This is a genomic window from Erwinia rhapontici, from assembly GCF_020683125.1.
In the GTDB taxonomy this organism is placed as follows: Bacteria; Pseudomonadota; Gammaproteobacteria; order Enterobacterales; family Enterobacteriaceae; genus Erwinia; species Erwinia rhapontici.
On record NZ_CP085627.1, the window covers coordinates 4,535,981 to 4,548,165 of the forward strand.

Below are 12,185 nucleotides of genomic sequence, written 5' to 3' on the forward strand. Positions count from 1 at the left end.
AACATTCTCATTGGCATTTGAACCTATGTTTAACACCAAGCCCTGCCTGCTCTCTGTGCTGATTGCCAGCACCTGTGCCACCTTCGCTCACGCCGCCACCCCCTCTGACGAAAAAACGCTGGTGGTCAGCGCGTCAGATTCAGGTGCTGCATCCCTGCCCGCTTACACCAACAGCGCCACCAAGTCGGCGGTGCCGGAAAGTAAAACGCCGCAGGTGATTAACACCGTGGGCAGCAAAGAGATTGCCGCACGTCACGCCAACTCACTGAATGAAATTCTGCGCTATGCCCCGGGCGTCTCCACAGAAACCCGTGGTGCCACCTCGTACATGAGCGAATATAAAATTCGTGGTTTTGCGGTAGATAACTCGTTCTATGACGGCCTGCAGCTGCCGTATAACGTCACCGGAAATACCAAAGCCAATATTGACCCGCTTCTGATCGACCATGTTGATATTCTGAAAGGCCCGGCCTCAGTGCTGTACGGCAATGGTTCACCGGGCGGTCTGGTGAATATCCAGAGTAAGAAGCCGCAGAAAGAGCAGAAAACCGAGGTCGGCTTTAACAGCGGCAGCCGGAAACTGCGCGAAGGCTATATCGACAGCACCGGGGCGATTGCCGACAGCGACTGGAGCTACCGCTTTATCGGTAAAGCCAGCGCCGGCGATGACCAGCCGCGCACCACCAAATCCGAAAACTATCTGGTGGCACCGTCCCTGACATGGCAACCCTCGGACAAAACCCGCCTGACATTTGATGCGCAGTACCAGGATATCCCCAGCCTGACGCCGTCGGATACAATGCCGCTGGCCGCGCTGAAAGCCTTAGATTCCTCACACCGCGCCTACGCGGGCGATCGCTGGAGCGGCTTTAAACAGCGCCAGTGGATGCTGGGTTACAGCTTTGAACATGAGTTCGATAACGGCTGGGCCGTCGCCCAGAAGGCACGCTACTTTGACGTCGACACGCATCAGCAAAGCATCTACGCGACCGGCATCACCGATCCAGCGGTCAGCAACACGCAACTGGGTCGTTTTGCCTATACCACTGATGAAGATCTGAAAAGTTTCAACATCGACAACCAGGTGACGAAGCAGTGGGATCTGGGCGACTGGAAACACTACCTGCTGGCGGGTGTGGACTATCAGCGCATGGATTCCCACTTCCACTATAAATATGCTTCTGCCGCCTCACCGGGTATTGATATCAGCAACCCGGATTACAATCAGGTCAATGAGTCGGCGCTGGGCCTGAACACCGCGCAGCTTAACCGCCTGAGTTTTAATCAAACCGGCTACTACTTCCAGGATCAGGTCGAATACGGCAACCTGAGCCTGATCGCCGGACTGCGTTACGACGACTACCGCTCAACCAATACCGATTATTTTGCCAATAACACCAAAACCTGGGTTGATCAGCACCGCCTGACCAAACGCCTCGGCGCGCTCTACACCTTTGATAACGGGATTGCGCCGTTTATCAGCTATTCCGAAGGCTTCAAACCGGTTTCACCCACGGGCAACCTGACCACCGCCAAACCGACCACCAGCCGTCAGCTGGAAGGCGGGGTGAAATACCTGCTGGCCGATTACGCCACCACGGTGACCGCCTCGGTATTTAATATTCGCCAGAAAAATGTGCTGACGTCGAATTCCAACGTGCCAGCAGTCTATCGCCAGACCGGGGAAGTGGAGTCAAAAGGCGCAGAGCTGTCGGTGATCAGTCGTCCGACCGAGAATATTAATATCATCGCCAACTACGCCTACACCCACGCGCTGAATACGGAAGATGATAAATATCAGGGTAAACGCCCGACTCAGGTGGCGGAGAACACCTTCAACCTGTGGGGTGACTACACCGTCGACAGCGGTGCAGTACGCGGCCTGACCGTCGGTGCCGGGGCGCGTTATGTCGGCCCAATGGAAATTTCACTGGCGAACGATCAGGGGAAACTGGGCGGCACCACGCTGTGGGATATGGCCGTGTCTTACAATATGGCGGCGGTGTCTCCGCAGCTGGCCGGGGTGACGCTGAAAGCCAGCGCGCAGAACCTGACCAACAAAGAGACCTTCACCTGCTACGACACCAACAACTGCTGGATCGGTCGTGACCGCACCTGGCAGGCAGGCGTCAGCTACAGCTTCTGATCCCGCGCTCTACAGGCACTCTCCTGGCGGGAGTGCCTTTTTTATTTAGCGCACCGGGTGCTGCGTCCCCGACAGGACCGGCATCGCTTCGCGCATCATCGCCAGAAACATCCGCAATCGTGCCGGATAGTAACGGGCATGCGGATAGACCAGATACACCGGCAACGCAGCGGCCTGCCACTGTGGAGCCAGATGCAGCAAGTCCCCACGGGCAATATCCTCCTGTACCACCCATGACGATGCAATACCCACCCCCATTCCTGCCAGTACGGCATTGCGCAGCGCATACAGACTGTCGGTCAGCAGACGTGGCCGGATATCAAAACGCTGGTTCTCCCCACTCGGAAGCTGCGTCAGCGACACGCTGTGACGGTAAAAAGTGCTGAGCGCCAGCCAGGGCAGATCCTGCAACTGTTGCGGATGCCGGGGCAGCTCCCCCGAAGGCAGCAGCGACGGCGCCCCAATCACGATTCGCGGCACTTCGGCCACCAGCAGGGCCACCACCGAGGGTTCCGTCACCGGACCGACGTGCACCGCACAATCAATCCCTTCGGCAATAAAGTCCGGGTGCCGATCACTGAGCATCCACTCGACGGTCATCTGCGGATAGCGTTGTAAGTAGCGCTGCAAAGGCCCAATCATCTGGTCCTGGCCAAAGGCATGCGGGGCCAGCACACGCAGCACGCCCTGCGGCTCTTCCGTTACGCCGCGCAGATCGTCCTCAATGCCCTGCCAGCTTTCCAGCAACGTTCTGGCATGGGCGTAACAGCGTTCGCCATCTTCCGTCAGCTTCATCACGTGCGTGGTACGCTGCAATAGCTTCAGCCCCAGCAGTTTTTCCAGGGTTTGCAGGCGGCGGCTGACGGTGGGCTGGCTGGTCCCCAGACGTGCCGCCGCCGCCGACAGATTGCCGGATTCCACAATGCGCACAAAGGTCTGCATCAGTTCTATACGGTCAACGCCGGGAAATTGAGATGTGTTCATACGCTCATCGTATAACAGTTCTACCAGGCAGGCGACTACCCTCTAACGCACTGGCGCATAATAATAGCGCCAACTTCACTGACACACAGGCTGTTCACCATGTCGACTCACACCGCTTCTTTACCGCAGCCACTCTCCGGCCCCACCGTGCTGATGCTGGCCAGCGGCGCTGGCTTTAGCGTGGCATCCATCTACTACAGCCAGCCGATGCTGGAAATCTTATCGCGCCAGCTTCATGCCAGCGTCACCACCAGCGGCCTGGTGCCGACGTTGACGCAAATGGGTTATGCCCTCGGCATCCTGCTGCTGGCGCCACTGGGGGATCGCCACGATCGCCGCACCATTATCACTCTCAAAGGTATGTTGCTGACGCTGGCCCTGCTGCTCAGCGCCGCCGCCGGCAATATGATGGTGCTGCTGGCCGCCAGCCTGGCGATTGGCATCACCGCGACAATGGCACAAGATATCGTTCCGGCCTCTGCCAGCCTGTCGCCGGAGGCACAGCGCGGTAAAACGGTGGGCACGGTGATGACCGGGCTGCTGCTTGGCATTTTGCTGTCCAGAGTGGTGAGCGGGCTGGTGGCGCAGTACTTCGGCTGGCGCGTCATGTTTGTGCTCGCCGCCCTGCTGGTGCTGATGATTACCCTGGTGCTGTGGCGTCGCCTGCCGCATATCGCCCCCAGCACCTCGCTGGGTTACCCGGCGCTGTTGGCATCAATGCGCCACCTGTGGATGCACCACGGTGAGCTGCGCCGCGCCACGCTGGCGCAGGGGTTGCTCTCTGTCGGTTTCAGCGCGTTCTGGTCGACACTGGCGGTGATGCTGCACAGCCGTTATGGCCTGGGCAGCGCCACGGCAGGGGCGTTTGGCCTGGCGGGTGCCGCAGGCGCAATGGCGGCACCGCTGGCGGGAATGATGGCCGACCGCCGCGGCCCGGCGCTGGTTACGCAGTTCAGCACTGCCCTCGCCACGCTCTCTTTTGCTGCCCTGTTTTTACTGCCGCTGCTGCCGGTTTCCGCCCAGCTGGCGCTGATTGTTATCTCGGCTATCGGCTTTGATTTTGGCGTGCAGGCGACGCTGGTTTCCCATCAGACGCTGATCTTCGGGCTGGAACCCGCCGCCCGCAGCCGCCTGAATGCGCTGATGTTTACCGGGGTATTTATCGGTATGGCGGTCGGTTCGGCGCTGGGCAGTCTGTTGCTGGAAAAGGCGGGCTGGCCGGGCGTGGTCGCCCTGCTGACACTGGCCGGAGCGGGCAGTTTTATCGTGCGGATGAATGTCCGCCGCCTGATGAAGTCTGCCCATAAAACAAGACAAGCATAAATCCGTAATGGCTGACCCTGAGTTTCGGTCAGCCAGTATTGCTGACCTGGACCCTGGTACAAACCCTCAGCACGGGTCGATCGGAAAAAATGATCGACCCGTGCGGCTGTTACTCAGCGAGTTTTTTGTAGAAGTCATCCCACTGCTGACGGTACACATCAAGCTGCTTGAGCCCGCTCTCTATAGAGGATTGCGCCATCTTGTCAGGATTCGGCGTGTTGTTAATCACATCGGCAAAGGCACTGAACGCAGCCTCCATATTTTTACTGAGTGTTGTCGCCGCCATCATCGCCACCAGTTCAAGCTGCGGTCGGGCGGTGCCGCTCTTCACCTGCTCAAGATAGTCACGCGCATCAGCCTGCATCGCACGGGTGCCGTACTGGTTAGCCACATCCAGCATCCCCTGTGCCGACAGGAGCGTTCGCTCTTCGCGAAAGGCAATCTTGTCATCAATCATCGCATCAACAATATCGGTTGCCTGCTGTTGGTTATCGGGTGAGACATATTTCTCCACCAGCTTATGCAGCTTGGCCTGGGTTAACGTCAGGGCCATCGCCTCCGAGGTGTCTGAATTATCGTACTGATTACGCCCCACCTGACCATCCGTTATCACCTGATGCAGCGCGGCGGCAAAGCTGTCCATGCTGGCCTGGGTAGGGTCAGCGGTCATCTTCAGCAGTGGGCTGAAGGTGCGGGCATCCCAGTTGGTTTGCGGATCGTTAAACAACGCATACCCCAGATTTATCGACGGGGTCTGGTTGGCTGATTTACTGGCCAGCAGGTCCTTAACCTGGTGTTCCTGCTGTTCCAGTTGCTCTGCCGTTAAGGGTTCGGTGGAAACCTGCGCCAGTCGTGCTCTGCCTTCCGGCGAGATCACCACCATGCTGGCAGGCAAGGTTTTTCCGGTAATGCTCTCGGTTTGAGAAGAGGTTGCTGCTTCCACTGCGGTTGTGGCGATGTACCCTCTTGCCACGCTGTCGGTCACTCCACTGATAACGCCCATAATGCCCTCTACGGTTTTTTCTTCGGTAGAGCAATTAATCGGCAATATGTAAGAATTCTTTACCAAATAACGTCAGAACCCTGACATTCAGCAGGTCATTTATGACAGCGTCAGGCTACCGTAGGCCGATGACCAGTCGTGGTCAAAACGCTGCAGTGCGCTGTCCACCGCCGGATCAAGCAGGAACAGTTCCGCCACATCCGGATCGACGGTGATCGCCTGACACCCGGCGAGCATACAGTCCAGCACCTGGCGCGGCGTACGGAAGCTGGCGGCCAGCACTTTGCTCTGTGGGCAGTGGAGGCCCAGCAAGGTTTGCAGCTCCCTGACCAGCGCAATGCCGTCGCCGCCCTGCGCATCAATACGGTTAACATAGGGAGCAATGTAGCTGGCCCCGGCCAGCGCCGCGTAAAAGCCCTGCCCGGCTCCGTATACTGCCGTGCCCAGCGTCGGGATATTCTGCTGCGTCAGTAATTTAATTGCGGTCAGGCCCTGGTGGGTTACTGGCACCTTTACCACCAGCGACGGCACGATTTCGCGCAACTGTAACGCCTCATCCACCATGGCAGATGCCTCATGCGCAATCACCTGAGCGAACAGCGTGCTGTCGGCAGGCAGAATCGTCACCAGCTCCTGCAACACGCTGCTGAGCGGGCGCTTACTGCGAGCGACAATACTGGGATTGGTGGTCACACCCTTTATCGGCAGCACTGCTGCCAGGCGCTTTACCACTGCCAAATCTGCCGTATCTAAATAGAATTCCATCACATCCTCCGGGAGACCACGCTGAGAAGTTTCATATGAAACTATTTTTGCTTTCGCAGTACGATAAATGAAATATTCCCGATGAAATTTGATCGCCGTCACGCTTATCAAGGCAGAAGAAAACAATAAAAAACCAAAACAAACATTTTTAAAACAGTTAGTTAGATACTGATGGTTGTGGTGTATTGCGATTGGTGAAAGTGACCTTTCACCAGGCGGGAAATAACGTAACAAAGCAGCGCGAATATGAAAGCGCTATCAGGCCTTCAGCACCCTCACCCCCTGTTGCACGAGGGCGTTTTCAAAGTTTAGCAGCAGCCCGGCGTCAGTGATCACCGTATCGATATCGCTGTGCTTCGCCACGTTATACGGGAACAACTTGCCGAACTTGCCCGATTCGGCAATCACGTAATTCTGCACCCGCTTCTCTATCGCCAGCCGGATGTTTTCAGCGCGCATAATGTCACGCCCCGTAAAGCCATAATCCGGGTTGTAGCCATCAATACCGATAAACACCTTGTTGAAATTGATGTTGTTGATACACAGGTGGGTCAGCGGCCCGACCAGGCATTCGCTGCGCTTTTGCAGCACCCCGCCTATCAACACCACATCCTGATGGCAGTTTTTCAGCTCGTTAGCGACATAAACACAAGGGGTTACCACCGTGACATCCAGGCCTGAACGGCCAATCTCCCGGGCAAAATGTGCATTGCTGCTACCGGCTTCAATAAACAGCGTGTCCCCTTCTGACAATAGCGCCAGCGCCCGCTTTGCCATGGCTTCTTTGGTGGAAAAGTTACTGCTGACACGCTCAGAGAGATCGTTAAGTGACACCGCATAACCGTGAGCACGGCTGAGATAATGCAGGCTTTCCAGTTCAGCCAGGTCTTTGCGGATCGTCACGCCAGAGACACCGTTAATCTGCGCCAGCTCATTAATGCTGACCTTTCCCTTCTCTTCCACCCGATCGAGAATACGCCGGTGACGCTGTTTCATAGGGACCCTCTCCGTCTGTGATTACTTTCATCAGTAACCCTTTCCTTTCATATTATGTAAGCAGCGTGCGGATCACAATCTGATGCCCGTCGAAAATCACTGCCTCTTTTCGAGGTAGGTTTTTCCCCTTACAGGTACTTTCATCGCTAACAGCATCCAGTAACAGTACAAAAAGCACCAGACAGGGGATAAATAACCCAATAACGGCTCAGCCTCAGCAAGCACACAAATAAAAGGGGAACGCACGGAAAAAAGCTGCCTCTTTTTACCTTCAGTCTTTCCACCGATGATAAGGCAGTATTTTACCTTTTTTACTCAGGGGACCCGATGATTAAAATGATTGCTGTGGATATGGACGGCACCTTCCTCGATGACAACAAAACCTACAACAAAGCGCGATTTTTAGCGCAATACCAGCAACTGAAAAAGCAGAACATCAAGTTTGTGGTCGCCAGCGGCAACCAGTATTACCAGCTCATCAGCTTCTTCCCGGAAATACGGGATGAGATCGCTTTTGTCTCCGAAAACGGTGCCAATATTGTCGACTGTGGTAAGACCTTGTTCTGTGGCGAGTTAAGTGAAGCGCATCTGGAAAAAGTGCTGGCGGTGCTGGCCAGGCTGCCTTACGCCCATACCGTGGTCTGCGGGCCGCGCAGCGCCTATATGCTCAACAGCGCACCCGAATCACTGGTAACACTGATGTCGCAGCACTATCACCGCCTGGAACTGCGCGATGATTTCAGCGCGCTCAATGACACCATCTTCAAGTTCTCACTGAATCTGGCCGATGAAAAAATCCCGGAACTGATGGCACATATCGGCCATGCGCTCGATGGCATCGTCACACCGGTTTCCAGCGGCTTCGGGTTTGTTGACCTGATCATTCCTGGCATCCACAAAGCGCACGGATTGGCGCTACTGCAACGTCAGTGGCAGATTGCCGACAATGAAGTGGTGGCCGTCGGTGACAGCGGTAACGATATTGAGATGGTGGCACACGCCGGTTATGGCTTTGCGATGGCGAATGCGCAACCCGCCGTGAAGCAGGTAGCGCAATATGACACCGAGAGTAACAACCATGAAGGCGCGCTGAATGTGATTGAACGGGTGTTAAGCGGTCAGGTCGGTTAAACGCAGGGGGCGCCCCCTGAGAGATCCCAGAAATGTTTTCTGGCTGAATGCACAGCACACGGGCTGGGGCCAGTTTGAGCACGCCGGATCGGCAAAAGACGCATCCCTGCGGGCCTCGGCACGCGGCGTCCTGCCGCGTGACGTCCGGCTTACCTCAAACTGGCCCCATCCCCTAAACATTCGTTCCCGCTGTGGGTTTTAAAAACAGCCACGCAAATGCCAGCAGGTGAAGGAGGAAGGGCTGATTGCAGCAGGCTGCCGGCCAGGGAAGGCCGGCCGCCAGGCCACAGGGACGTGTTTATGCCGGTGCAGCAAGCAGCCCTTCCTCCGGGAACCGGTTAACAGGCTGCCCGCAATAACGCCCTGGTCATTTTTCTCGGGAGCACTCAGGGGGCTGACCGAAACAGAGGGTCAGGCCCTACAGGAACAGGCGATCGAGGGAATCCTGCTGTACTTGCTGATACAGCGTAAACTCATCGAGCACCTGAGCCCCCAGCGCCTGCTCAAACGCCGCCTGGCTGGGGTTACCGCTGCTGATACTGCTCGTGTCGCTCCCCAGATTCGACTGAAAAATCCCGGCCGCACTGACCGGTAGAAAATCTTCGTAGATAATCGGTTCGGCAATCACCGCACCCCGGGCAATCTGGCTCTCCAGATCGTCACCCGGTAATGCGGCTATTTCCGGATGACGACGATAACGGTAAAAAGCCAGCTGCTGCTGACGCAACTGGTCAGCATCATCCGGGAAGGCAGTAAATACCGCGCTTAAATGACGCTGATGACTGTCGTTATCCCCGTGTTTTTCCGCTGAGGCTTCACGCAGCAGGCGATCATACAGCTCGCGACCCTTGCGCGTCAGCGCCACGCCGCGCTGCTCAATTTCCCCAAAACGGGCAGTATGCGTGCCCGCCGTCTGGTCGGTAAAATCAATCGCTTCATTCAGCGCTTTAAAACTGGTCTGCCGCAGCAGGATCGGACAATGTCGTGCAGGCGGGCCTTCGATGGTCTCTTTCGGCGTGATGCCATATTCCGGCATCAGCTGCTGTACAAGGTCGATATCCAGCGTGCGCGGCGTCAGATGGTTGATATGCGGCCCACGGAAACACACCACATCGGCGATCAGACGATGCTGTGCCAGCAACGTGTTATAGGTACGGAGGTCGACCGAAGCCTGATGATGCCAGCGGAAAGTTTCCAGCGCTTCCTGGACAAATTCGTCCGCCTGCGCATCGTCCAGACCGCCCTGCTGCTGCCATCGCGTCAGCAATTCGCGTAGCCGCGACGTGAAGATATCGCGCCGGGCCAGAATCTCACTCACCTGCTGGCGCAACGCCGGATCCTCAATCAACTCCAGCCGCAGCAGTGAGGTAAACACGCGAAACGGATTGATTTGCAGTGCCTCTTCCGTCACCGGGCGAAACGCGGTGGAGTGCACCGGCACCCCGGCCGCCGTAAGATCGTAATACCCCACCGCCGACATCCCCATCACGGCAAACAGCTGTCGCAGCGTGGTCAGCTCCTGCGCCGTCCCCACGCGAATGGCGCCGTGGCGTTCCACGCTCAGGCGATTCACCTCTTGGGGCCACTGATCTGCATTCAATGCGCCTGGATGCTGCGCCAATGCCTGCTGATTCACCTCGCGCACCAGCTGCAACAGCGTGCCATATTGAGGAACTTCCTTTTGATACATCGCCGACATCGCTTTGGAAAAGCGGTCACGAATACGGTCTGCGCTGATAACTCTGTGACTCATTGCGGCTCTCCTGAGTGTCCTGTTCACCATCCCACAGGAAGGATAGCGATGGCTCCGGTGGCTAAGTGTTAGTTTCATCACAGATTGTAGACAGAGAATGAAAATGTCATTGCAGCCGCAGCCATAATTGAGACAAAATCTTCTTATTACGAAATATTTCATACCGTATTTCGTTAACAAACACTCTGGATTGTTACTGTTTGCCCGCTAACGGGCTGGCAGGCAAAACCTGAAGCGTTTTTCTTCTTGCTGAAAAAGCGGAAAGAAAAGCTATTCAGGTTTTTTTTTGCCTTCAGAAAAGTTGGCAGCAAGAAAATATAAGAGGAATGGTATTCATAAAAGAAAAAAATAAAAACAAATCGTTGATTTAAAGAGTGTTGTCTGCTTTCGCACCCACTCTCAATTTTATGCCCGTTAGCGGTACGACTGGCAGGGATTCCGCATGCCTTTTATTTATCATGCAACACCTGGGAAACTAAAAAAATGAAAAAACACTCATTAAAAATAATAGCCGTTCTTATTACTTCTGCACTGTTTCCAAACCATGTTCTTGCCGCTAAATTAACGCTGGAACAGCGTCTGGAATTACTGGAAAAAGAGTTACAGCGAACCCAAACGGAATTCAGCGAATATAAAGCACAGCATGAGCAGCCCGCTATGGCTAAACGTGCGGCGCCCGCCAGCACGCCGAATGCCGCCCCTGTCGCGGTCAGCGCCAGCTCTACGGTTGACGTCGCCAGCACCTCTGCGGGTGGCGAAAGTAGCCAGCCAGTCACTCTGAAAGACATCAGCCAGTATGTGAAAGATGATATCGGCTTCACCTACTCCGGCTACCTGCGCAGCGGCTGGGCAACCGGCAACAACGGCTCCCCACAGTCCTATGCTATCGGCTCCGTCGGGCGCTTTGGTAATGAGCACAGCGGCTGGTTTGACTTACTGCTGAAACAGCGCGTGTATAACCAGAATGGAAAAACCGCCGAAGCCATTGTCAAACTGGATGGTAACGTCAGCCAGCAGTATGGTTCCGGCTGGTTTGGCGATAACACCGGCAATGAAAACCTGCTGCAGTTCTCCGATATCTACCTGACCACCAAAGGTTTCCTGCCGTTTGCGCCCGAAGCTGACTTCTGGGTGGGTAAACATACCCTACCGGTCTATGAAATCCAGATGCTCGACTGGAAAAGCGTGCGCACCGACGTCGGCGGCGGCGTAGGTATTGAAAACCTGGCGGCCGGACCGGGCAAGGTTGATCTGTCACTGACCCGTGAAGATATCGACGTTTACTCGCGCGATCTCGCCAATAAGACGCAAATGAATACCAACTCTGTCGAGGTCCGCTACAAAGATCTGCCACTGTGGGATAGCGCAACGCTGACCATGATGGGTAAATATTCGATGGCGAATAAAACCGACGAGCAGAAAAACAATGAAGACAGCAACAGCTTCTATACGCTGAAAGACGCATGGCTGGCCACCGCCATCGTGCGCCAGCAGCTCTACAACAAAGGCTTTAACGACTTCAGCCTGCAGGCCGGTAACAACTCATTCGCCAGCAGCTTCGCCAATTACAACGGTGCAAGCTCCAATGTCAGCTATAACGGCTACTATTATGGCGACCACACTAACGGCACCGCGTTCCGCGCCATCTCCCAGGGTGAAATGTACCTGAGCGATAAGATCATTATGGCGAATGCGCTGGTCTACTCACGCGGTAACGATGTCTACAGCTACGAAAGTGGTTCACACAGCGATTTCGAAAGCCTGCGTACCGTGGTGCGCCCGGCCTGGATCTGGGACAGCTACAATCAGACCGGTGTGGAACTGAGCTGGTTTACTCAGACCAACAAAACGCAGTCAGGTGAGAATCTGAAAGAATCTGGCTATAAAACGACGCTGTATCACGCGCTGAAAGTCGATACCAGCATCCTGAACTCACGCCCGGAGATCCGTTTCTACGGTACGTATCTGCATGTACTGGATAATGAGCTGTCAAATTACAGCTTCCAGGACAGCAAAAACGATCAGTTCACGCTGGGCGTTCAGGCGGAAGTCTGGTGGTAATCTGCCCCTGATTTTCTTAACCG

9 protein-coding genes are annotated in these 12,185 nt (G+C 55.6%); 4 read left to right on the top strand and 5 right to left on the bottom strand.

Annotated elements, in window-relative coordinates; translation table 11 throughout:
* Positions 1 to 25: 25 nt before the first annotated feature.
* Complete coding sequence (locus tag LJN55_RS20975) at positions 26 to 2,146, top strand: TonB-dependent siderophore receptor (RefSeq protein WP_227535194.1); 2,121 nt, start codon at positions 26 to 28, stop codon at positions 2,144 to 2,146.
* Positions 2,147 to 2,191: 45 nt separating this feature from the next.
* On the opposite strand, the gene LJN55_RS20980 is transcribed toward LJN55_RS20975, so the two are convergent.
* Positions 2,192 to 3,130: a LysR family transcriptional regulator gene (locus LJN55_RS20980; protein ID WP_227535196.1), complete on the bottom strand. Its 939-nt coding sequence runs from the start codon at positions 3,128 to 3,130 to the stop codon at positions 2,192 to 2,194.
* Positions 3,131 to 3,229: 99 nt separating this feature from the next.
* Between LJN55_RS20980 and LJN55_RS20985 the strand changes: the two genes are divergently transcribed.
* Positions 3,230 to 4,453, top strand: coding sequence for an MFS transporter (locus LJN55_RS20985; RefSeq protein ID WP_227535197.1), 1,224 nt, complete (start codon positions 3,230 to 3,232; stop codon positions 4,451 to 4,453).
* A 109-nt stretch (positions 4,454 to 4,562) separates the two neighbouring features.
* Here LJN55_RS20985 and LJN55_RS20990 read toward each other — a convergent pair whose 3' ends face one another.
* The 3 genes from LJN55_RS20990 to LJN55_RS21000 form a co-directional block, all read right to left on the bottom strand.
* A complete protein-coding gene (locus LJN55_RS20990) occupies positions 4,563 to 5,501 on the bottom strand; it encodes a hypothetical protein (protein ID WP_227535199.1) in 939 nt (312 codons plus the stop codon).
* Between the two features lie 54 nt (positions 5,502 to 5,555).
* Positions 5,556 to 6,221 (bottom strand): fructose-6-phosphate aldolase, encoded by a 666-nt coding sequence (gene fsa, locus LJN55_RS20995; RefSeq protein ID WP_227535201.1) that lies wholly within the window; start codon positions 6,219 to 6,221, stop codon positions 5,556 to 5,558.
* 258 nt (positions 6,222 to 6,479) lie between these two features.
* Positions 6,480 to 7,217, bottom strand: a complete 738-nt coding sequence (locus tag LJN55_RS21000) for a DeoR/GlpR family DNA-binding transcription regulator (protein ID WP_133842593.1) — start codon at positions 7,215 to 7,217, stop codon at positions 6,480 to 6,482.
* Positions 7,218 to 7,544: 327 nt separating this feature from the next.
* On the opposite strand from LJN55_RS21000, the gene LJN55_RS21005 reads away from it, so the two are divergent.
* Positions 7,545 to 8,348 (top strand): Cof-type HAD-IIB family hydrolase, encoded by an 804-nt coding sequence (locus LJN55_RS21005; RefSeq protein WP_227535203.1) that lies wholly within the window; start codon positions 7,545 to 7,547, stop codon positions 8,346 to 8,348.
* Between the two features lie 418 nt (positions 8,349 to 8,766).
* Here the strand turns inward: LJN55_RS21005 and hglS are convergent, their stop codons facing one another.
* Complete coding sequence (gene hglS / locus LJN55_RS21010; RefSeq protein ID WP_227535205.1) at positions 8,767 to 10,101, bottom strand: 2-oxoadipate dioxygenase/decarboxylase HglS; 1,335 nt, start codon at positions 10,099 to 10,101, stop codon at positions 8,767 to 8,769.
* Between the two features lie 483 nt (positions 10,102 to 10,584).
* Here hglS and LJN55_RS21015 point away from each other — a divergent pair, with 483 nt between their 5' ends.
* Positions 10,585 to 12,162 carry a carbohydrate porin gene (locus LJN55_RS21015; RefSeq protein WP_227535206.1) on the top strand — a complete coding sequence of 526 codons (1,578 nt, stop codon included), beginning with the start codon at positions 10,585 to 10,587 and terminating at the stop codon, positions 12,160 to 12,162.
* Positions 12,163 to 12,185: the final 23 nt, after the last annotated feature.

What these genes read in the sequence shown, in the direction of transcription:
- LJN55_RS20975 (WP_227535194.1), top strand. Translation starts at nt 26, where the DNA reads ATGTTTAACACCAAGCCCTGCCTGCTCTCTGTGCTGATTGCCAGCACC.
- LJN55_RS20980 (WP_227535196.1), bottom strand. Translation starts at nt 3,130, where the DNA reads ATGAACACATCTCAATTTCCCGGCGTTGACCGTATAGAACTGATGCAG.
- LJN55_RS20985 (WP_227535197.1), top strand. Translation starts at nt 3,230, where the DNA reads ATGTCGACTCACACCGCTTCTTTACCGCAGCCACTCTCCGGCCCCACC.
- fsa (WP_227535201.1), bottom strand. Translation starts at nt 6,221, where the DNA reads ATGGAATTCTATTTAGATACGGCAGATTTGGCAGTGGTAAAGCGCCTG.
- LJN55_RS21000 (WP_133842593.1), bottom strand. Translation starts at nt 7,217, where the DNA reads ATGAAACAGCGTCACCGGCGTATTCTCGATCGGGTGGAAGAGAAGGGA.
- LJN55_RS21005 (WP_227535203.1), top strand. Translation starts at nt 7,545, where the DNA reads ATGATTAAAATGATTGCTGTGGATATGGACGGCACCTTCCTCGATGAC.
- hglS (WP_227535205.1), bottom strand. Translation starts at nt 10,101, where the DNA reads ATGAGTCACAGAGTTATCAGCGCAGACCGTATTCGTGACCGCTTTTCC.
- LJN55_RS21015 (WP_227535206.1), top strand. Translation starts at nt 10,585, where the DNA reads ATGAAAAAACACTCATTAAAAATAATAGCCGTTCTTATTACTTCTGCA.